The following is a 21,503-nucleotide window of genomic DNA, read 5'->3' as shown; positions in this document are numbered from 1 at the left end:
GATATGATATTAATCTAGAGGGTGCAAGTCCCTTATGGGCAGGGATAACCCTTCGTCTACGCTCAGGACAGGCTCTTTGAACCATTAGCAAGTCGCAAGCTGGTATATCGTGAGGTATGCAGTGAAGGTTATTGCGATTGAATAATGAGCAATATTAAGCAAATTTCGGTACTGAGGAACACGAACCATATACCGAGGCTATGAGGTCGGATGAGCAGGCACATTTGGTTTTCAGCGTTGGCTTTGTATGTCGGCAAAACCAAATGTACCTGTTTGTGCGTGGGCTTTCTTTGTATGTTGCCCAACGGTTCTGAGAGAAGTTTAGGGGTGAGACTCCCCTTTACCTACTCGACTAGCGGTTCGTTGCTTTGTCTGGAGCAAATAGCTTCCACTGTCCCTCGGAGATAACTTCGATGTTTCCATCAGTCACTTTAATGGCTGTATTGTCGTCAATCGCATAAGATGGTACAGGTATCGTAGTAGCTAACTTTTCTAAATTTGCCAAAGAATTTTCTGGAAACGATTCGTGATCCAGATGAGGATGTAGGGCAAAATCAACAATTCCCAGAGATTTATCACTTTTTCCTAGCAGAGTATGGTTATCATAGGTCGTTCCAAAGCGGGTCATAATCATACTCCCAGCACTCAGACCCACGTAGACCGTCTTGAGTAGCAGCGATGGTAAGAGTTCTGCCAATCCGGACTGCTGCATCCAGTAACACAGATATTGGCAGTCACCGCCTCCAACCAGTAAAGCATCAGTTTTCTGGAGTGTCGGGATCCAGAGTTCTTTTTTAATGCTGGGCAGCGTAGTCAGTTCCAGCACTCCCAATGACTTCCAACCCAATTCGCAGAAAGGGTCACCTAATGTTCCGCAAATCACCTTTCTTGCTATGTCAGTACCTTCGGCTATTGCATATATTGCGGTGGGTATAAAAAGAGCACTTGCCTCAGTAATCGGTTTATTTAAGAGGTCAACAAGTGCATTGCGTATGCTCGTATTGCTTATGCCGGCAGAAGTGAGAAGAAGTTTCATTTTATTTCAATATCATTATCCTGCTTGATAAATTTATTTTTAAGTTGCCAATAACCAAAGTTAACTCGAAGGTTGTAATTAAATCTTAAATTTTAATATGTTTAAAACAACACTTAATATGTAATACATAGTGTTGCAAACCTTGAATGATCTTGTCATACAAATGGCCGCTAACTTGTTTATACCCCCAACATTTCCCTGTTTATCCCGAAAATTTGGGGGCTATGCACAGGTTTTTATTCTTTATATCCCAGCCAATAATTTTAAAAAGTATGCTTAGCTCTTGTAAACATACTATTTTTTTTCATTTTTATACAACCTAATAGTTTATGAATCATTACCACATGTAAGCTTCACTCATTCAAGCCATAAGAACAAAAAAGCCAATCACAGCAGATTGGCACTTACTCCTGTTCTACTTGCACCCATTTTTATCGCATGTAATTCTTTCATCTGTGTTTACCCAATGACTTGGATTTTCTCGAGTGTCAAATCCACAACCTGTTTGTCCTCCTTTTTGTCCTTTATGGGCTTCTCCTGTTGGTATATGTTTTACTGACATAATGATTAGATTTATTTGTTATTCCTTCGAAGAAAACAAATGGTTTTTGAAGCACATTACGGGATTCCGCAACCTAAGGTGTTAAATTATGTAGAAACGGAAATCACATACCCTATAAACCCTATAAACCCAATAAATACCAAAAAACCTAATATATGCCACCATCTAGAAGGAACAACTAGATATGCATTATATGCGGTCAATAAGTTTTTTGTCGAGGTTGAATACAATACCATAACCAACAAAATTGTAAACAAGGTAAGTTTTAAAACGGGTGATAAACTGGATAGATATAGTAATTTAGATTCGCTTATATGACAGTAATTGTTGCAAAAATAAAAACCAATCCCATCGGATTGGCTAATCATAAAGTTTATATTTTGTTTACTTTTTTATTTTTATTTCGGGAAACATTTCTTCTGCTTCTTTAAAAAAATCAGATAAATTCATATTTTGAGCGACACAAATGTTTTCAATAGTTTCAAAACTAGTTCTATACGATTTATCATCCCTAATACTCCTAACAGTTTTTTCGCCAATATTGTTTTTATCAGCGAATTCACTATTATTTGTTACTTTACTGATCCATTTCGCAGCAATATACTCTACTATTTTGCGATTCCTATCTACCATTATAACAAAGAAAAGCAGACTCAACAAAAATATCTCGGATTCAAATCCGAATATTGAATAATTTTCATATATTTGTTTCAATAACATATATTTGTGATTCTTCTTTTAGAAAAATATTAGAAGCAATTGCTTTGAATCTCGCATCAAAAAACTGGTAATTTTTTAGCAAACGAGATAATAAGCAGATTTGCTCACGACCCGGGCGTGGGTTTCTCTCTTATTTGTTTGCGGGTATACCAGTACCTTTGATGCAATAAGTTGAGTTTCCACGCCCATTTGTTTATATACATTAGGATTTCTCAACATTTCTTAGCATTGGTTTCTTCATTTTAACTGGGGTTTTGCAATAACGTAAGGTTTAAAAATGGAAAACCTATTAAACAGCATAAGGTATAAGGGTTTAAAGATTACCAAAGCGCAATATGGTATTGTGTTTACGGTATACTATATCCTTTTTCCTAAAAAACCAAAGTGTCCTGTATAGGACCGAACGTTAAGAAAATGTCCGGTGGACATTTTTAGTGAGGGGCCAGCCGATGTGCGGGCAAATTATGCAAGCAGCTTGCAATACAGGCTGTAAGGCCCTTTTTATGTTAAGGAGTGACGATAGACTTTTAGGCTGTATAGATACAGCCCCGGTATTTAGACATTATATACCAATTCTGGAATAGAAATGGTATATCTCCTGTAACTGACGAACTGCACATAATCATGGCAACCGGCCATGTGACGAAAACAAACATAGACATTATTGTTCATTTCTTTTGCTCGTCCAAAAGAAACGAACCAAAGAAAAAGACGCCCTGTCGCGAGGTTTTTTGGTTGCTTAGGCAACCAAACCAGGGTGTAAAACCTAAATGGTCTCCAAGGTTTCGACCATTCTTAACGGTTTTACACCCTATAAACTGCTGACAGGGAACTTCCCGGCCTAGCCGGGATATGGTGATACCCGTACATGATGTACGGTGTGCGAAAATAAGGATATACCTTGAAAATTAACACTAATCAAAACTCAAGGATGATAGATTGTCACAAATCAATTAACACAAAAGGGAAAAAGGTTTTTTCCTGTATGGTCTACCAACTCCGCTTAAATGGTGGGATTGTCCCCTTGAGGGGACCTTAGGGGTGTAAATTAACAATGTTAATACTATGTACTATAAAAAAGGCCTCCTGAATATTGTGGAAGGTATCGCAGGAGGCCATGGTTCAAACAAAACTAACGTTTCATTTAAAACTAATTCAAAAATATGAAAAACACACAAACAATAAGGTATAGGAGCCTGATATTTTTGCTCCTGTTGCTCTATGGCTTTACAGTTATAGCACAAACTAAAGCAAATACAACAATACCCAATGATGAAGACCAGCATCGGATAGAGGGTGTGGTCACTGACAGTCAAGGCGTTCCCATTGAGGGCGTACATGTTCTCATTAAAAATTCCCGATCGGGTACATTCACAAACCGAGATGGAGCCTACATAATCAGCGCACACCCTTCCGATGTTTTAACTTTCTCCTATATAGGCTTTCAGGTTGAGGAAAGAAGGGTAGGAGAGAAGTCAATTATTGATGTCCAACTAAAAGAAGCAGTTACAGATTTGGGAGCTGTAACTGTTAATGCCGGGTATTATACGGTTTCCGAAAAGGAACGGACGGGGAGTATTGCCAAGATTTCTTCTAAGGATATAGAAACCCAGCCTGTAACTGAAGTATTGGCAACTATGCAGGGGCGTATTCCTGGGGTATTAATTACCCAAAACTCTGGAGTTCCCGGGGGTAGTTTTCAAATTCATATACGAGGACAAAATAGCCTTCGCTCTGAAGGAAATGATCCCCTCTATATTATTGATGGAGTTCCTTATTCATCGGAAAGTATCGGGTCTGCCTATACAAATAATAGTGCTATTCCGGGGTTAAGGACGCCTTTGAACAATATTGATCCAAATTCTATTGCGAGTATCGAAGTCCTAAAGGATGCAGATGCTACGGCTATTTATGGTTCCAGAGGTGCCAATGGGGTTATTTTAATAACAACTAAAAAAGGAAAACCACAGTTTAATTTAAATTACTCATATGGAACCGGTAGGGTTAACAGTTATTTTGATTTGATGAATACGGAGGAATATTTACAAATGAGGAGAGAAGCTTATGCGAATGACGGCGTTACCGAATATCCTGCAAATGCATATGATATCAACGGAATCTGGGATCAAAACCGCTATACAGATTGGCAGGAGGTATTTACAGGAGGCACCTCTGAATTTATGGATATCAACGGATCAATATCAGGAGGAGGTGAACAAACCCAATTCAGGTTAAGTGGTAATTATCATAGGGAAACTACCGTTTTCCCCGGTGATAACAGCTATAATAAACTTGGAGTTCACTCTAGTATTAGTCACAAATCAAAGGACGAAAGGTTTAGATATAATTTGTCAACTGGATTTACGATTCAAGATAATGATTTGTTTGGAGGTTCTTTTATGCCACTAATTGATCAATTGGCTCCCAATGCCCCGGCCCTATACAATGATGATGGAAGCCTAAATTGGGAGAACAGTACCTGGACAAACCCACTAAGCACTTTGGAAGATATCTATAGTTCAGATAGTAAAAATCTAATTAGCAATCTTTTAATTTCATATAAGATTTTGCCAGGTATGGAATTAAAGACGAGTATGGGGTATACTGATACTCGCTTTTTGGAGCATTCTATTAGTCCGTCTACCCGATATAACCCAGCTTGGGGGTTTACCAGTGAATTTACTTTAATACGAAAGAATCGGACGGTTTTGAATTCATGGATTATTGAGCCTCAGCTTTCTTACGCAAAAGAATTCGGTAAGTTTAAAACCTCTCTTTTGGTTGGAGGTACATTCCAAAAACAAGCCTCATCCAGACTTGTAATGATTGGTAGTGGTTTTTCAAGTAATAGCTTAATGGAAAATATAGCGGCAGCCTCCTACCAGGAAGTCATTACAGATGACAAAACCGTTTATAAATACAATGCGGTATTTGGAAGGTTGAACCTATCTTATAAGAATAGATATATTATAAATATAACTGGCAGAAGGGATGGCTCCAGTCGATTTGGCCCAGGAAAACAGTTTGCTAATTTCGGTGCTATAGGAGGTGCTTGGGTGTTTTCTGAAGAACCTTGGATTAAAGAATATCTGGGGATCTTAAGTTTTGGGAAATTTCGTGGAAGTTATGGGGTGACCGGTAATGACCAAATAGGTGATTACCAATACTTGGATACTTATGTCGTCAATGGAAACAGATACGACGGCATACCTGTAATGGCGCCTTCAAGGCTTTTTAACCCTAATTTTAGCTGGGAAGAAAACAAAAAACTGGAGTTCGCATTAGAAGCAGGATTTTTTAAGGATCGTCTATTCTTTACAGCTGCCTATTATAAAAACCGGTCTTCTAACCAACTGGTGGGAATCCCATTACCGGGAACTACCGGGTTCTCATCTATTCAAGCCAACCTCAATGCTACGGTTGAAAATAAAGGCTGGGAGTTCTCACTACACTCTGAAAATCTTAGAGGGAATGATTTTTTCTGGTCTACTTCTTTTAATATTAGTTTAAACCGAAATAAGCTTGTCGCTTTTCCTGGATTAGAAGAATCGACGTATGCCAATAGCTATGTTATCGGGGAACCCCTCAATATATTTAAAAAATATAATTATTTGGGATTAGATCCTGAAAGTGGATTATATCAATTTACCGATTATAATGAGGATGGAATCCTTTCTCGTCAAGATGATAGAGAGGCCATTCATGACTTTACACCCAGGTATTTTGGAGGGTTTCAAAATAATATTAGATACAAAGGATTCACATTGGATTTCTTATTTCAATTCGTAAAGCAGGACAATTACAAGGGGGTTTATAGTACAGGATTACCTGGTGGAATGTCAAACCAATTAAGGAGTGTTCAGGATCGGTGGCAACAACCTGGCGGCAATGCTACATACCAACCCTATACAACTGGGTTAAATACAGAAGTTTATCAGAGGTTTGTAAACTACTATCAGAGTAATGCCATGATTGGGGATGCCTCTTATATAAGGCTTAAAAATATTGCCTTGTCATATACCCTTCCTAAAGAAGTACTCAGATCAATAAAGTGCAGTTTTTTATTAAAGGGGCAAAACCTACTGACCATAACGGGATACGATGGTTATGATCCAGAATCTATCTACACTAATAGTTTACCACCCCTTCAGGTATTAACTACCGGAGTGCAATTAAATTTTTAACATAAAAAACACAAAATCATGAAACGGTATATTCATATATTTTTTACTGAAAGAAATATACTTTCTTATTTACACCTATTCTTAAGATCCTTTCTCCTGAGCCTAATTATGGTTTGGGGGCTATTTTTAAACTCTTGTGAAGATTTTGTTGAAGTGGAACTGCCGACCTCACAATTGAATGCAGATGATGTATTCGATAATTCAGAATCTGCAAAAGCTGCCCTTAATGCCATTTATGCAGAAATGAGGGATAGTGGAATACTAGGGTATTTAGGATCCCGTATGGGGAACTACAGTGATGAATTGGATCATTACGGAACCGCAAGTTCTGAACCTGAGTTTTTTCATAAGAACTCACTTACGTCTTCAAATCTAGCTGTCAATAGATGGTGGAATGATGCTTATTATCAGATTTATTGCGCTAATGATATCATAGAAAGGGTAGATAAGTCAGTTCATCTTTCAGGGGAAAATATAAATCAAATTAAAGGGGAAGCGCTGTTTGTCAGAGGATTAATACATTTTTATTTATCTCAGCTTTATGGAGATATTCCATATGTAACAACAACAGATTATGAAGTTAACACCGTAATATCCAAAACTTCACAGTCGGAGATATTCAATAAGATAATAGATGATCTAAGAAAGGCTTCTGATTTACTTAAGGATTCATACACCACCAATAATAGAACACACCCCAATAAGTCTACAGTGATGGCATTATTGGCCAGGGTTTATCTTTATAATAGTAAGTGGCAACAAGCAGAGGAAGCATCTACCTACGTCATAAACAAACAGGACTTGTACCCTTGGAGTGATGATTTGGAATCTGTTTTTTTAAAAGAAAGTAAAACTACCATATGGCAGTGGTCACAAGAATTAGATGGTAGTAATACGATTGATGCCACTGAATATTTTTTTAACAGCCCACCGCCGGGACATGTGGCTTTGACATTAAAACTAGTGGAGAGTTTTGATGCTGATGACCTAAGGTTAGCCTCTTGGATAAGAGGTTTGTCAGATGGTGAAAAGATGTGGTATCATGCATATAAGTATAAACAAAACGTTACTACTGAAACCACAAAGGAACTCACTGTTGTTTTTAGAATAGCTGAGCAATATTTGATTCGTAGTGAAGCTAGAGCCCAGCTCGGAAATTTAGGAGGTGCTGACTCTGATTTAAATATGGTACGACAGCGGGCAGGACTTCCACTAATTGAATCTTCAAATAAGGAAGCTTTATTAGCTCTGATTTTGCAAGAACGTCGGCATGAGCTATTTACTGAATTTGGGCATCGTTTTTTTGATTTAAAACGTAACGGTCAGTTAGATGCAATATTAAACGGAAAACCAGGATGGGATAGTACAGATAAGCTATTGCCGTTACCAGAGGATGAGCTTTTAGTAAATCCAAATCTTGAACCACAAAATCCGGGTTACTAATGTGTCAAAAAGATCAACATATAAATATATCCACTAAAAGAATGGTATGTTTTATGGGAAAACTATGGATGATTCTATTTTGTTTATATGCTCAAGTGGCTTTTAGTCAACAAAATATGTTAAAAAACATTACTCCCAAGGATTACGATAAATGGTATCGCCTAGGGATTCCTAAGGTGTCAGATAATGGTTCGTGGATAGGATACAAACTAGATTATAAAAAAGCTCAGGACACCTTAATTATAAGACAAACCCAAGGTCAAAAAAGATATGTTTTCCCGGGAGGAACAAGGTGTTCATTTATTGGAAAAGATAGGTTGAGTTATAAAGACACTCAAAATACCTTGCAATTGGTGGATTTGGATACTGGGAAATCCGAAAAACTCCCGGGGTTTACTCAAATTACACAGAGTGAGAATAAGCGTTATTTGATACTTTATAAAAAGCAAGAAAGAGAATTGATTATAAGAAACCTTATAACGGGCCGATCAAATACTTATGATAAGGTTTATGATTTTAAGTACAGCAAAGCATCGGAAATGGTATCAATAGCTATAAATAGATCAAAAGGAAATGAATTAAACCTACTCCATCTCAATAATTTGGATCATATAGAACACATCTTTACCAACCACCCTAGGAGGATTGAAAAAATTGATTGGAATGAAGATGGCAGCCAACTAGTTTATATGCTTGAGGCTAAAAAAGGAACAAAGGATTCCTTAGATTCAGGAATTTTGGGTTATTATAATGTAAAAGAGGAAAAGCCTCGTTTTCTTGATTTAAAAACAGCCGAAGGTTTTCCAAAAGAATATGTTCTAGCTATGGATAGTCAGTTGCCTTTCCGGATTTCAAAGAATGGAAAAAGGGTTTTCTTTGTTTATAAACGAAAAACTCCGCTCATGTCCAATGACATTCCTGAGGTGTGGAAGGCAGATGACCCGTATATATACAAGAAAATGGATTATCAGATGAACTGGGAGAATACCAATATGATTGGGATGTGGGATATTGAATCCAACAGGTTTATTAAGGTTACAGATACTAAATTTCCTAAGGCAGTAATTAATGCAGCTCACAATTTTGCACTGGTATATAATCCAGCCACTTATGAACCATATCCACGGGCCAACCCACCAATTGATTTTTATCTAAAGAACCTTAAGACTGGACAAATGAGGCTTCTTTTAAAGGGGCATCCAAATAGTTCAAAAAGTATTTTTTTAAGCCCTTCCGGAAATTATCTGGTTTATTTTAAGGAAAATCAGTGGTGGTATTATAACCTTAAGAAAGATCGGCATATCAATTTAAATCAAAAATTTAAGATTATAAGGAAGGAACCACTTTCTTATAATTCGGCTAATAAATCCCTTCCCCCGGGTTGGGGGGAAGGTGAGAAAACGATATATATGTATGATGAGTTTGATCTGTGGAAGGTTCCTCTGGGAAGGGGAAAACCTATTCGTATTACTAATGGCAGGAATAAAGGTATCCGCTATAAACTCATTACCAAGCCTGAAATAGAACCCGAAAGCAAAGGAAGTTTGGGTATCTATAAAAATAATCAACACTTATTATTCTATCTAGATACTGAGGATAAGATGAATTATGGATATGCTATTAAAAAACCAAATGAAGTACCTAAAGAGATCACTTTTAAAGAAAGTTATATGTTTAGGTTTTGGCAAAATAGCTCGAAAGATGGTTCTGTATTCGCTTATTTAGAGGAAAATAACAATGTTCCTCCTAGGGTTATGTTGTATAGCGCTAAAACAGAGAGTCTTGACACCGTATTTCAGGGGAACCCGCATTATAATCAGTATAAGCATGGAACCTCAAAAAAAGTGTATTACACCAATAGATATGGTAAAAAACTCTCTGGGATTTTACGCTATCCAGTTGATTATAATAAAGACTCTCTTCACCCAATGGTAGTATATGTATATGAAACACAAAGACAGTATTTCCATCAATATAAGAACCCAGGAATGTATAATGGGGTTGGGTTTAATGCTGCGAACCTTGTCAATAAGGGGTATTTTGTTTTCTTACCGGACATTGAATATAAAATAGGAGAGCCCGGTTTTTCAGCAGCAGATTGTATTGTGTCTGGAACCAAAGCAGCAATTAACTCCGCTGCTATCAATCCAAATAAGGTCGCACTGGTCGGACATTCCTTTGGTGGATATGAAACACTTTTTACCATTACCCAAACCGATTTATTTACAACTGCTGTCGCCGGAGCAGGAATAGGTAATTACCCAAGTGAATATCTTTATATAGCAGATAAGTCTAGGCTTAATTTTGCAATGTTTGAAGATTATCAATTGAGGATGGGGAAACCGCTCTTTGAAGACTATCAAGGATATCTGGATAATTCACCAGTATATCATGCTAAAAATGTTAGTACACCTTTGTTGATATGGTCAGGGAAAGAGGATTTTCATGTAAATTATTATCAGAGTATTTCATTTCACTTGGCCTTGAAAAGGATGAACAAAAAAAATACCCTTCTTTTATACCCCAATGAGACACATGCTTTGAGCAATCCAAAAAATCAAAAGGACTTAAGTCTTCGGATACAACAATGGTTGGCTTATTATCTTATGGATTCTTCTAAAATAGATTGGATGTCAAAATAGTTTAATGTATAGTGTAGATATATAGAGAGATCGCCATATTCAGGCGATCTCTCATTTAATCAACAATATTAATTATTGTTGAATTGGACGATACAATTCTTGAGTACATTGACTTCCTACTTTCAGAAATAAAGGTGTTCCATTATCAATGTAATCTACCGTACAGACATTACCCGTAACCGTGGTTGTACATTCTTCTTTAACAGCACAGGGTTCTTGAGGATCACTAGAATGAATGCGTCCATCAACTAAATCATCTGCTTCAGCCTTCACACTCATTGCGTGGGTGGTAAAAGCTCCTGCTACGGCCACCGCCATTATCATGACGGGCAACCATTTTTTTAAATCTGTTCTCATTGTTTTACAGTTTTAAAGGTTAATACTCTATAGGCTTATGATCAGTCGCCTATAATTCAATCGTACGATTTATTTTTGTATCTTTTTATCCTTACAGCATTCTTTTTAGGTCATACCGCACCAGTTTATTCCCTGCAAAGCCATAGAAATGATCTCCTATGACAAAGAAGCGTCTTACAAGTGCTCCGGACTCTTTATAGATATAAAAACTGGTTCTGTAATTTCCGGTACTTAGTTCATAGACATCGATGGTCTCTGTTTGCTCCCAGGTTTTAGGAGGTTCATACCGTCCTTTGATCTTGGACCGTACATACAGCAGTCCATTATTAGCAAAAGATGAAGGATTGACCATCAGGGATGAAATGAGCTTTCGTTGGTTTCGACTATTGGTTTGAACCGTATCTATTTTAAGCTGGGCCTGCCCAATGGTATCTATGGTATGTCCCCTTCGTTTAAGGTTTAAACGTTTGTCCGTTACCGTAAAACCATTACGGTAATAATAGACATACACCAGTTCTTTGGTGTCAGTATCATAACTCAGGGTACCGTCTACATCAAAGATCCCGTCCACTTGTTTTTCCAATATACCCGGACTTAATGTATAGGGCAAGGAATCTTTAATTTGCATTGCTCCTAGACTGTAGGCGTCCTCATTGGAGTTATAAGCTTTAATGGCCAAACTGTCGTTTCCGATTATTTGGTAATCAGAGAACTGTACACTGCCATCCATTCGTTTTATAGTATTCCAATCCGAAGTATTTCCTTTAAGAATTCTTGATATTTGTCCGTCTATCAGATAGAAATAAGGCTCCTTAATCCGTACCTGAGCGGCAATAGAGGGAAGATCCCTTTCCGGGGCTTTGATTATTTTTACCTCTTTGGTTTGAAGTGCCGTGTCAATAAGAGTAACCCATAAAGGACTGCTATAGTTACCTAAGTATATGGTTCCGGCATTGGTTCCAGCAAAATAATAGGCGTTTCCCTTAAGTTCTATATCAGCTGTTTTTGGAATCCCATGGGAATACCTCCTGATAAAAGGATTCTCATGGTAGATCATACGCTCTGAGCTTAAGAACATTCCACTTACTGTTAAGATCCCAAACAAGCACAGTGATAGTGGTACTAACAGCTTTTTATGTTTCTGTCCCAGAGTTTGGCTTGGTTTTATAGAAAGCTGTAATGCTATAACAGCCAGTAACACAAAGACCAGATTAAAGACAAGGTGCTCTTTCCATCCCATTTTTTCCAGGACCCCACCGCAAGAGCAGGGAACAAAAGCCCCAAACCCAAGTATGATGTAGATATAGGCACTGAACATCACCATCAGGGTGAGGCTGCCTAACAATCCCACTGTTCTGGATTTTGAAAAAGCTAAAAGAAGGGCAATTAGTAATTCCAGTACTGGAACCATCCAAGCTAGCATTCCGGCATAGGCACTCAGCATAGGGGATTGCCCCAGTTGAATCTGAAAGTTTTCAAAATCCAATAATTTACTTATTGCTGCATAGACAAACAACAGTATAAATAAAAAACTGATGATTTCAACAATAATATTTTTATGTTTTTGTCGCCATTTCATATCAATTGCATTGATTTGATATTCAGTGGTGTAAAGTTAAAGAGGTTGATTTTTCCCTCTGGGATTATTACTTGTCTGAAACGGATTATTTAGGATAGTGCCAGTATGAGTTATGGAAGTTTCCTAAGGCTCCTGGGGGAGTAACCATACCTTTTTTTGAATACAGTAGAAAAATGGGCGGGGCTTACAAACCCGGTAAGTTTTGTGATCTCTTTAAAAGGCTTGTCTGTCGACTGTACCAATATATGTGCTTTACGGAGCCGTTCGTTTTTCTGGAATTGAAAAACGGTCATGCCATATAGATCCCTGAACCCCTTCTTTAGCTTGAACTCGTTGGTGCCAAATTCCAGGGCGAGACCGTTCAGTGAAGAAATCTGGTCTTCAGGGTTATTTTGAATGTGCTCTCCAATCGATCTTATTTTTTGGATGTCTTCATAGCTTAAAATGGGTTTGTAATCAGTGTTATCCAGGGTTTTCGATATCCGGCTTAAGTGTTTGTCAACTTTTTTCCTTAAACGATGTTCCATGATCGCATTGTTTCTCATTATAGTAGGGAAGGTCACCAAAAAAGTGCGGTCAGGGTTGATAGCTTGCTGAAAGCTTGCAACTGTACAACAAACAGGTAACAACAATCCTTTTTTTGTTTTGAAAGTCAGCTTTATGTTCTTTTCAGGAGAGGTTTCCTTTAATGCTTTTTTAAATGCAGTAGTCCATGTATTATATGAGCTTTTGGTGAGTAGATATTTAAGTGATAAACCAGGCAGTTCATTTTTTTGATAGTGTAAGTTTTGATGGCTATTAGGGGTAGCTTTGGAAATAACCCCTTTATCATTGAGCAATAAGAGGGTTTGTGTTACGGTTATATAAGAATCGTGCATTGATACATAACCTTGGTGGAGGAATGAATCCTCGATTTCCTCTGCTGTCATGTTCGTTAGGGCTATTAAAGCCTCCAGTTCATCCCTCTGGTCACTGCGTGCTATGCGGTAGGAGAAATTCCCTTTAGACATTTCCACTAATAATTGATATACTTTGTTAAGGCGCTCTTTTGTTTCTGCATCCATGTAATGATAAGTTTTAATATTGAAAAGGTAAAAGAGGGTTGCACTTCGTTGATGTCAAGGCTATAGAAATGATTTTAAATAGGCCAACCCTTCTTCCATTTCATTAAACACCTTGGTGGGTACCGGGGGATTATTGTTCTTTACATATAGTTCAGAAACAATATGGGATAATGGAGTGTCCGAGATAAGGGCCACAGCCTTGCTCAGGAGCGAACCTTCTGTTGACAGGTATCTGCGTGCATCTTTGTCAATGTTCTTGATGCCCCTGATATCACATAGGATCGGATAGGGGATTCCGTTTTGTAATTTTATCCGGGTAGCAACCACTTCAATGGCTTGTTGAAGGCCGATTGTTACCTGATCTTTGTATTCGAAGAATAGTATACCTCCTTGGATGGATATATACGCATAGCTGTTTTCTATACATTTTTTCATGGCACTTTTTAAAAAAGGGGGTTCAAGTTACTGATTTTTTAAAACCGATATACAGGGGAAAAATCCCCTTATTTTTTGAAAAACTTGTCTAAAACGGATTATTTTTTGTCTAAAACGGATTATTTGTACCGATTTAGGGGTTGGGGTAGGCTCAAGTGATTGATTTTAGTTAGCTTGATTTCTAGGGAATTGGCATCTGTTTTTACAGGTGATATAGGAATTTCATTTAAATTATATTCAAATGGCAAAAATCAAACACAACAATTTTCTGGATACGGTTGATGAAGTATTTACCGATGCTACCCGGCAGGGGGTATTGCACCTGTATGCGGACGGGGATGCATTTACCGGAAGGAAAATAAGCATACAGGGGAAAAACCTGTTCCATTTCGGGACTACGGGCTACCTGGGGCTGGAACAGGATATACGGCTGAAAAAAGCGGCTTCAGAGGCCATTTTCAGTTACGGCACACAATTCCCCCTGTCAAAGACCTATATCTCCCATCCTTTGTACCGGGCACTGGAAGAAAAGGTAACGCAGATGTACAACAGCCCGGTCATCATTACCAAAAACAGCACCCTGGGGCATATCGGGGTCATCCCCAGCGCGGTGGCCGACCGGGATGCCATTGTACTGGACCACCAGGTGCACTGGAGCGTACAGAGTGCCGCCAAAACCTTAAAAACCCGTAGTGTCCCTATTGAAATGATCCGTCACAACAACCTGGACATGTTGGAGGACAAGATCAAAAAACTGTCTTCCAAACATAAAAGGATATGGTATATGGCAGACGGGCTGTATTCCATGTACGGGGACGAAGCTCCTGTTCTCGAACTTATGGAGCTCAGCAATAAATACCCCCAGCTCCATCTTTATTTTGACGATGTGCACGGGATGAGCTGGACGGGCAAAAACGGTACTGGGTTCGTGATGGGCAAGCTCAGGGAACTGCCGGAGCACGTACTGCTCTTTGGCACGCTCAGCAAGACCTTTGGAGCCAGTGGCTCGGTTTTGGTGTGTTCCGACAAAAAAATGTACAGCAAGATAAAAACCTTTGGCGGCCCGCTTACCTTTTCGGCCCAACTGGAACCGGCTTCTGTAGCTGCGGCCATAGCCTCGGCCGATATCCACCTTTCCGAGGAAATCTACACCCTTCAGGATGAGCTGTTGGAACGGGTCGGGCTTTTTAATTCACTGTTGGGAAAAACAGAGCTCCCGCTCATAGACAAAAACAATTCCCCGGTTTTTTATATAGGGACGGGGATGCCCATTACCGGATATAATTTTGTCAACCGCCTGATGAAGGAAGGGTTTTTCGTGAACCTGGGCATTTTCCCGGCAGTTCCGGTAAAGAACACCGGGGTTCGGATCACCATTTCAAGGCACAACCGACCGGAAGAGATCAAGGCATTGGTAGATGCCATGGAATACCATTACCCCAAGGCTTTGGAAGCCACCCATACCTCCCACAATAAAGTATGCAGGGCTTTTAACCTGCCCGTAAAGTACGGGGATACCTCAGTAAAGGAGCAACCCCAAGGTTTAAATGCCCAATTTGAAGAAAGCATTTTAAAGATCGACAAAAAAGAATGGAACGCCCTTTTTGGGGACCGCGGGGTTTTTGATTGGGACGGCCTCCGCTTCCTTGAGACCGTTTTTTCCGGAAATGAAAAAGATGAAGCGAACTGGGTTTTTTATTATTATATCGTCCGGGACCAGTTGGACAGGCCCGTGCTGGCCACTTTTTTTACCCACGCCCTGTGGAAGGAGGATATGCTTGCCCCGGAACCCGTTTCAAAAAAGATAGAGGCCTTGCGGAAAAAAGACCCCTGCCATATGACCTCTTATGTGCTTGGCATGGGGTGCCTGTTTACGGAAGGTGACCACCTTTACCTTGACAAGGAACACCCTTTGTGGCATACCGCCCTGCACCAGCTCTTTGATGTATTGGATAAACTGGACCGCAAGTTGGCCCCTTCCATGATCGTCCTTAGGGATTTTGAAAAGGACGAAACGCTCAATGAGTTTTTCCACAACCACGGTTTTTTCAAGGTGTCCATGCCGGAATCCTGTAAAATAAACAACCTGGACTGGAAAGGACCGGACAGCTATTTGGGTTCACTTTCTTCAAGGTCGAGAAGGCATTTCAGGAAGGATATTGCCCCGTTCGAAGCACATTTCACCATAGAGGTATTGGATAAGATAAGCCTGGAACAGGGAGAAATATTCCATGCCCTTTTTGAGAATGTAAGGAACAACAACCTGGGGCTCAATATCTTCGGCTTCCCCAAAAAATTATTGGGCAATATGTCCGACAGCCCGGGATGGGAATTTTTGGTCCTGAGCTTGAAGAAAGACCATACCAAGGATAAAAAAACAATCCCCGTGGGAGTCATGTTCTGTTATAAGAACAGTGGGCAAACCTATGTTCCCGCATTTGTAGGAATGGACTATGACTATGCCCATGAGCACCAGGTGTACAGGCAATTGCTCTACCAAACAGTAAAAAGGGCCGGTGAGACCGGGCTTGAAAATATCGACTTTGGGATGACAGCGGTTTTTGAAAAGAAAAAGATCGGGGCAATAGTTATACCTAAGGTGGCCTACATACAGGCCAAGGACAATTATTCCATGGAACTCATGGGAATGATGGAAAACCAAAAATAACCAAACCTGAATGAACACCCCTTAGAACCTATGCCTTGAACTGAACTGCCTGTATTGCTGTTCTCCCAAGGTATTTTAAAAATTAGCCGGATGAAGGGAAAATATAAACATGTGATAGCAGGTTTCCATAAAAAACTGGATGGGATTGGGTTCGGTGAAAGGCTCAGCCTTAAAAAGGCCAATAAAGGGATCCATTTATGCAATAATGCGCTGTATGTACTTAAAGGGATTGTAGAAGAAAAAGGGTTTAAAGACAGTGAAGAAGAGGTTTACTTCTTTAAAAAAGTCAAAGCGGAACCCTTAAGTTTCCTGGTATATTTTAGTGAGGTCCGTTCCTGTGAATTGTTGATGCCCAAAATTGGCATTAACAACCAACTGTCCTTTTTGAAAAAGAAAATACGGCGGATCAACAAGTTCTTTAACCGGAACTGGGATTTTGTCCATTATATGGAACAGGAACTTACCTACCTCGACAAACAGTACTTCACAAGAGAAAACCAGGTCTTTCCCCTGTATGCGCTCCCCGAGGCCTGCTACCTCGATCCTAAATTCTTTACATCACACGATATGCTATGGGCACGGGTCAAAGGAATGAACCATTTTATCACCTATGTAAAAAACCTGATCAAGGTTTTTGAACTGATGGACAAAAGCAACTTCCCACAGGGCAGGAACACAAAATCCCTTAAATGGACCTCCTCCAAAGCTGCGCTTACCGAACTCATCTATGCCCTTTATACTACCCGGGTGATCAATAACGGCAAAGAGGGCATTAAGACTATTGCCACCACTTTTGAGATGCTGTTTGACACTAAACTTGACAATGTATATAAAACCTATTCGGAGATCAAGGCCAGGAAGGGGAGCAGGGCACGCTTTCTTGAAGAATTGATTGAGCGGTTCAACGAAAAGATGGATAGGGATGATGAATTTCCAAATGAAGGAAATGCCGGTTTGTAAGAAAAGTATTCGTTATTACGAACGGGTTACGTGTTTCCCTTTTTCTTTCCCTGTACATTAATTTTATTCCTATTTGCGCTTTTACAGTCAGGTTCAACCTTTCAAATCGTATCAAACAGCCCCAAAAATAAAATGTTAAAATTGATACGTAACTACGAACGCCTTACGAATGATTCCCGGTAAAACCCTTCAAATTTGTCAAACGAAAGTCAAATCAGTGCAAAGCCGCCATTTCATAAAAAAAGCGTAACCGTATCTGGTGGCTTTGTTTTTAAAAAACATAAAAAATGATGAACACAGAACACAAAACCCGAAGACTCCCGCAGCCGGAACGGTTCCCGCTGCGGAAAGTAAGACCGGAAGACGACTATGTCGATTTCCTGCACGACCAGGCCCAGGGGCCACGGCGCCGGCACCTGCGAAGATGGGCAAAACAGGCCGCCCTGATCCTTACCCTGTTATTGGCCTTCCTGTATGCCGGCCCGCTGCTGCGGCTGGTAGACAGCACCGCCGCCACGGTAGATGCCGGTACCCTGAGCCTGTTGCTCCTGGTATTGCTGGGCGTAACCGCCTGCCACCTGCTGGCCTGCATATTGACCACGCAACTGTACCACAGCTTCAAACGGCTGCTGGACAGCAATTTCACCACACATTCCATAAAACTAAGCTCATGGCAACACCTATGTATCTACTTAGGGGGTTATATATCCTTGTTTTGGGGTATGGCCACCTGGCTTTCGCAAATGATGTAAGCACCCTGCGCCGGATATACACGGCCGAAGTGGGTGTTAAGGAAGCCACCGGGAACAACGATGGCAAGCGGGTAGCCGAATACCTCCGCTATACCGGCCTGGGCGAGGGCTACGATTGGTGCGCTGCATTTGTAAGCTTCTGTTTTAACAGGGCAGGCTACACACAGCCCCGGACTCCATGGAGCCCTTCCCTCTTCCCCTCCCGTAGGGTGATCTACACCAACAAAACAGGATTAAAGGAACAGAAAACCCCCCGGGCAGGCGATGTCTTTGGCCTTTACTATGCCCGCCCGGGCCGCATAGCCCACGCCGGCTTTATAGACCGGTGGACAGGCAACTGGGCCTGTACCGTAGAAGGCAACGTAGATAATGCCGTAGTACGTAAACGGCGGCCTGTAAGCACCCTTGCCGTTATTGCCCGGTGGACGGATTGATAAATCAAATGTTTAATATTAAAAACTAAAGAAATGAGACGACCAAAATTAATCACAAACTACAGCTATCTGACGGATGGCGAACTGGCCGTACTGGCCACACGTACCCTGGATGCACTGGGGGAAAACACTAATTTTCCGGACCTGGACCCGCCCTTTGCGGAATACGAGCCCGTGGCGCAGGATTACCTGAGCAAACAGGCCATTACCGCCGCAGGCGGCAATCTCTGGGAAACAAAACAAAAAAACGAAGCCCGCACCGCCCTGATCACCATGATGCGCCGGGTAAGTACCTATATCAACAATTTTACTGACCTGGCTTCCATGCAGCTCAGTTCAGGCTTCTTTCCCGTAGCTACTCCCGGCAGCACCAGTGTTCCTTCTCCCTGTGAGTGGACGCGTATCCGTGCTTCGCGGAGACCGGGCGAGATATTGCTCGATTTCCCGGCCATACGGGAGGCCTACGACTACGAGATGCAGGTAGCCGATGAAGTAGATGAGACCGGGCTGCCCCTATGGCAGCCTGCCGGGACCAGCTCCAACTCGCGCGGCAATTTCCATGCGCCCGTAGAGGACGGTGTTACCTATTATTTCCGGGTACGGGCGCGCAATAAAAACGGCGTAAGCCCGTGGAGCCCCGTATCATCCATGCGGGCTGTAGTACAGGAATGATCATGGGCACACCACTAAAACTACTGATCCTGTGGGCCGGCTGTTGCCTTTTAAGCTGCTGCAATACCCAACGCCACCGGCAAAGCCAGGTTAAACAGCGCCGGGAAGTACGTATACTCGACTTCCGCGCCATGTCCGTCGAACAGCTCGACAGCTTGTCGGTGGTCCGGGTACACAGGGCCGGCCAACAACTGGAGGTGGTGGCTATCACCCCCGTGGGCCGCTTTAGCTATCACCCCGGTTCGGGCTTTAGCGGGGAGGCCGAAAAAGTGGTGGTTTACGGCAGGCGTAACACGGTTTACCATGCGTTGCAAAAGGAACATCATAACCATATACTACAGGAAAAACGCAGACTGCGCGACAGCAGCCATACCGCGGAAGCACAGCGGTACGAGGCAAAGGCCGTAGAACGTACCGGCACCCCCGGCCGGGGGTGGTGGCTGATCGTCATAGCGGTTATAGTCCTGATGATCCTTGTCCGGGTAATCCGGAAACGCTCCCGGTTATGGAAACTGCTGGGGATGTTATTCCCGGGCAAGCCCAAATAACCCCATTTAAGGGAATGCATATTCACTGAACCGGGACGGGTTGGCCGCAAAGGCAACCCGGTAAGCGGCGGACTGAAACCAGTTCGCCGCTTTTGTATTTACGTATACATTCACAGGCACCCCGGTAAGTGGTAAACAGAACTGCATATGCAGCAAACAGGGGTCATTACGCCATATACCCAACCCCCTGAGCCGTAAACGTAATCCGGTATGGCATCCACAGTAATCCGGTAAGCAGTTAGCCCAACGCGGTATGCCGTAAACATAATCCGGGATGGGTTTAACCTATTCTGGTATGCGGTATACCCATACGGGTATGAAATAAACAGCAACCCGGTAAGTGGTTCACACAACGCCGTATACGGCACACAGGATCCCTTACACGCCATACCCATCACCATGAGCCATAAATACAACCCGGTTAACCGCAAAGGCATTTACGTATAAAACCATAAGCAACCCGGTTAGCGGTTCAAGAGAGCAGGTGAGCTGCATACCAGGCTCCCTTCGACGTATACGGGGGGTGTTTATGGCTGTTTTTTTTGAAGATTTAAGCAGTAGGCTATAAAGAAAATTACTTACGGAGTAATCTACCTTTAATCCCATTAATGGTTTTAACCTGACTGCCGTCAGTCAGGCTATGTCGAAGACTTGCAGGTTTTTAGTGAATGATGCTTCGACAGCCCTTCGATACTTCGTCGAGCTCAGTACAGGCTAAGCTCAGGGTGACATTGCTCAGCATGACATCCCGTTTATTTTGAAATTACATAAACTTTGTTTTGAATTTACATACGTCTTATTTTGAATTTGATAAGGACCGAACGTAAAAAATTAGTCCGGTAGGACAGAGCGTTAAGAAACAATCCTGCGGATTGTTTTAGCGAATGAGCCAGCCGGCGGGCGGGGTGTGGATTATGTGTAAGCTGGTTGAATCATTAAAAAAGCCAAAAAAGAAGCAGAAATAACCCCCTTTCCTTGCGCCATCGTGCTCCGGCACTGAAGCTATGGCGGCACGCGGTAGGAGAGGATCTGCCTGCCGGTAGGCAGGGGTGAGGATATCCAACCGACAAATTTAAAGTTCAATTTTAAAAATGTCCAAAGTTCTTTTAAACTTTGGAAAAGCTAGTTCTTTTATGAATTCCTTTCAGCTGCTTACTGCAAACTGAAAATGCAGCAATCTTATTCTTACGTCCTAAGTCCTGAAGTCCTATGTCAAACAAAACTTCGTGACTCGACAATGCTTCGATACTTCGTCGAGCTCAGTACAGGCTTAGCTCAGGGTGGCATTGCTTAGCTCCATTGTTCTCCATTTTAAACCTTAAACCTTGAATTTTAAACCTTAAACCTTAAACCTTGAACCTTGAACCTTGAACCTTGAACCTTGAACCTTGAACCTTGAACCTTGAACCTTGAACCTTGAACCTTGAACCTTGAACCTTGAACCTTG

General features: G+C 41.2%; 16 protein-coding genes. 9 read left to right on the top strand and 7 right to left on the bottom strand.

Going from position 1 to position 21,503, the window contains the following annotated elements; translation table 11 throughout:
- Positions 1–352: 352 nt before the first annotated feature.
- Positions 353–1,036 (bottom strand): Type 1 glutamine amidotransferase-like domain-containing protein, encoded by a 684-nt coding sequence (locus tag OOZ15_RS11905; protein ID WP_265956639.1) that lies wholly within the window; start codon positions 1,034–1,036, stop codon positions 353–355.
- Between the two features lie 415 nt (positions 1,037–1,451).
- Complete coding sequence (locus OOZ15_RS11900) at positions 1,452–1,598, bottom strand: hypothetical protein (protein WP_265956638.1); 147 nt, start codon at positions 1,596–1,598, stop codon at positions 1,452–1,454.
- A 39-nt stretch (positions 1,599–1,637) separates the two neighbouring features.
- On the opposite strand from OOZ15_RS11900, the gene OOZ15_RS11895 reads away from it, so the two are divergent.
- Positions 1,638–1,916, top strand: a complete 279-nt coding sequence (locus tag OOZ15_RS11895) for a hypothetical protein (protein WP_265956637.1) — start codon at positions 1,638–1,640, stop codon at positions 1,914–1,916.
- Between the two features lie 66 nt (positions 1,917–1,982).
- Here OOZ15_RS11895 and OOZ15_RS11890 read toward each other — a convergent pair whose 3' ends face one another.
- Positions 1,983–2,312 (bottom strand): helix-turn-helix domain-containing protein, encoded by a 330-nt coding sequence (locus OOZ15_RS11890; protein ID WP_265956636.1) that lies wholly within the window; start codon positions 2,310–2,312, stop codon positions 1,983–1,985.
- Positions 2,313–3,481: 1,169 nt separating this feature from the next.
- On the opposite strand from OOZ15_RS11890, the gene OOZ15_RS11885 reads away from it, so the two are divergent.
- The 3 genes from OOZ15_RS11885 (at position 3,482) to OOZ15_RS11875 (ending at position 10,587) form a co-directional block, all read left to right on the top strand.
- Complete coding sequence (locus OOZ15_RS11885) at positions 3,482–6,502, top strand: SusC/RagA family TonB-linked outer membrane protein (protein ID WP_265956635.1); 3,021 nt, start codon at positions 3,482–3,484, stop codon at positions 6,500–6,502.
- Between the two features lie 18 nt (positions 6,503–6,520).
- Positions 6,521–7,945: a RagB/SusD family nutrient uptake outer membrane protein gene (locus tag OOZ15_RS11880; protein ID WP_265956634.1), complete on the top strand. Its 1,425-nt coding sequence runs from the start codon at positions 6,521–6,523 to the stop codon at positions 7,943–7,945.
- A 116-nt stretch (positions 7,946–8,061) separates the two neighbouring features.
- A complete protein-coding gene (locus OOZ15_RS11875) occupies positions 8,062–10,587 on the top strand; it encodes an alpha/beta hydrolase family protein (protein ID WP_265956633.1) in 2,526 nt (841 codons plus the stop codon).
- Positions 10,588–10,659: 72 nt separating this feature from the next.
- On the opposite strand, the gene OOZ15_RS11870 is transcribed toward OOZ15_RS11875, so the two are convergent.
- The 4 genes from OOZ15_RS11870 to OOZ15_RS11855 all read right to left on the bottom strand — a co-directional run bounded on the left by OOZ15_RS11870 (position 10,660) and on the right by OOZ15_RS11855 (position 14,022).
- Positions 10,660–10,944 (bottom strand): DUF6520 family protein, encoded by a 285-nt coding sequence (locus OOZ15_RS11870; RefSeq protein WP_265956632.1) that lies wholly within the window; start codon positions 10,942–10,944, stop codon positions 10,660–10,662.
- Between the two features lie 91 nt (positions 10,945–11,035).
- Positions 11,036–12,523: a MauE/DoxX family redox-associated membrane protein gene (locus OOZ15_RS11865; protein ID WP_265956631.1), complete on the bottom strand. Its 1,488-nt coding sequence runs from the start codon at positions 12,521–12,523 to the stop codon at positions 11,036–11,038.
- A gap of 110 nt (positions 12,524–12,633) precedes the next feature.
- A complete protein-coding gene (locus tag OOZ15_RS11860; RefSeq protein ID WP_265956630.1) occupies positions 12,634–13,587 on the bottom strand; it encodes a helix-turn-helix transcriptional regulator in 954 nt (317 codons plus the stop codon).
- Between the two features lie 60 nt (positions 13,588–13,647).
- Positions 13,648–14,022, bottom strand: a complete 375-nt coding sequence (locus tag OOZ15_RS11855; protein WP_265956629.1) for a DUF7793 family protein — start codon at positions 14,020–14,022, stop codon at positions 13,648–13,650.
- Between the two features lie 241 nt (positions 14,023–14,263).
- On the opposite strand from OOZ15_RS11855, the gene OOZ15_RS11850 reads away from it, so the two are divergent.
- The 5 genes from OOZ15_RS11850 (at position 14,264) to OOZ15_RS11830 (ending at position 20,056) form a co-directional block, all read left to right on the top strand.
- On the top strand, positions 14,264–16,690 hold the full coding sequence (locus OOZ15_RS11850; RefSeq protein WP_265956628.1) for an aminotransferase class I/II-fold pyridoxal phosphate-dependent enzyme: 2,427 nt from the start codon (positions 14,264–14,266) through the stop codon (positions 16,688–16,690).
- Positions 16,691–16,780: 90 nt separating this feature from the next.
- Complete coding sequence (locus OOZ15_RS11845) at positions 16,781–17,650, top strand: RteC domain-containing protein (protein WP_265956627.1); 870 nt, start codon at positions 16,781–16,783, stop codon at positions 17,648–17,650.
- 287 nt (positions 17,651–17,937) lie between these two features.
- On the top strand, positions 17,938–18,402 hold the full coding sequence (locus OOZ15_RS11840) for a hypothetical protein (RefSeq protein ID WP_265956626.1): 465 nt from the start codon (positions 17,938–17,940) through the stop codon (positions 18,400–18,402).
- A gap of 467 nt (positions 18,403–18,869) precedes the next feature.
- Positions 18,870–19,508 carry a fibronectin type III domain-containing protein gene (locus tag OOZ15_RS11835; protein ID WP_265956625.1) on the top strand — a complete coding sequence of 213 codons (639 nt, stop codon included), beginning with the start codon at positions 18,870–18,872 and terminating at the stop codon, positions 19,506–19,508.
- 2 nt (positions 19,509–19,510) lie between these two features.
- A complete protein-coding gene (locus OOZ15_RS11830; RefSeq protein ID WP_265956624.1) occupies positions 19,511–20,056 on the top strand; it encodes a hypothetical protein in 546 nt (181 codons plus the stop codon).
- The last annotated feature ends 1,447 nt before the right edge of the window (positions 20,057–21,503 follow it).

This window comes from Galbibacter kalidii (assembly GCF_026241135.1).
GTDB lineage: Bacteria > Bacteroidota > Bacteroidia > Flavobacteriales > Flavobacteriaceae > Galbibacter.
This window is presented reverse-complemented; position numbering and strand designations above follow the sequence as displayed.

What these genes read in the sequence shown, in the direction of transcription:
- OOZ15_RS11905 (WP_265956639.1), bottom strand. Translation starts at nt 1,036, where the DNA reads ATGAAACTTCTTCTCACTTCTGCCGGCATAAGCAATACGAGCATACGC.
- OOZ15_RS11900 (WP_265956638.1), bottom strand. Translation starts at nt 1,598, where the DNA reads ATGTCAGTAAAACATATACCAACAGGAGAAGCCCATAAAGGACAAAAA.
- OOZ15_RS11895 (WP_265956637.1), top strand. Translation starts at nt 1,638, where the DNA reads ATGGTTTTTGAAGCACATTACGGGATTCCGCAACCTAAGGTGTTAAAT.
- OOZ15_RS11885 (WP_265956635.1), top strand. Translation starts at nt 3,482, where the DNA reads ATGAAAAACACACAAACAATAAGGTATAGGAGCCTGATATTTTTGCTC.
- OOZ15_RS11880 (WP_265956634.1), top strand. Translation starts at nt 6,521, where the DNA reads ATGAAACGGTATATTCATATATTTTTTACTGAAAGAAATATACTTTCT.
- OOZ15_RS11875 (WP_265956633.1), top strand. Translation starts at nt 8,062, where the DNA reads ATGTTAAAAAACATTACTCCCAAGGATTACGATAAATGGTATCGCCTA.
- OOZ15_RS11870 (WP_265956632.1), bottom strand. Translation starts at nt 10,944, where the DNA reads ATGAGAACAGATTTAAAAAAATGGTTGCCCGTCATGATAATGGCGGTG.
- OOZ15_RS11865 (WP_265956631.1), bottom strand. Translation starts at nt 12,523, where the DNA reads ATGAAATGGCGACAAAAACATAAAAATATTATTGTTGAAATCATCAGT.
- OOZ15_RS11860 (WP_265956630.1), bottom strand. Translation starts at nt 13,587, where the DNA reads ATGGATGCAGAAACAAAAGAGCGCCTTAACAAAGTATATCAATTATTA.
- OOZ15_RS11855 (WP_265956629.1), bottom strand. Translation starts at nt 14,022, where the DNA reads ATGAAAAAATGTATAGAAAACAGCTATGCGTATATATCCATCCAAGGA.
- OOZ15_RS11850 (WP_265956628.1), top strand. Translation starts at nt 14,264, where the DNA reads ATGGCAAAAATCAAACACAACAATTTTCTGGATACGGTTGATGAAGTA.
- OOZ15_RS11845 (WP_265956627.1), top strand. Translation starts at nt 16,781, where the DNA reads ATGAAGGGAAAATATAAACATGTGATAGCAGGTTTCCATAAAAAACTG.
- OOZ15_RS11840 (WP_265956626.1), top strand. Translation starts at nt 17,938, where the DNA reads ATGATGAACACAGAACACAAAACCCGAAGACTCCCGCAGCCGGAACGG.
- OOZ15_RS11835 (WP_265956625.1), top strand. Translation starts at nt 18,870, where the DNA reads ATGAGACGACCAAAATTAATCACAAACTACAGCTATCTGACGGATGGC.
- OOZ15_RS11830 (WP_265956624.1), top strand. Translation starts at nt 19,511, where the DNA reads ATGGGCACACCACTAAAACTACTGATCCTGTGGGCCGGCTGTTGCCTT.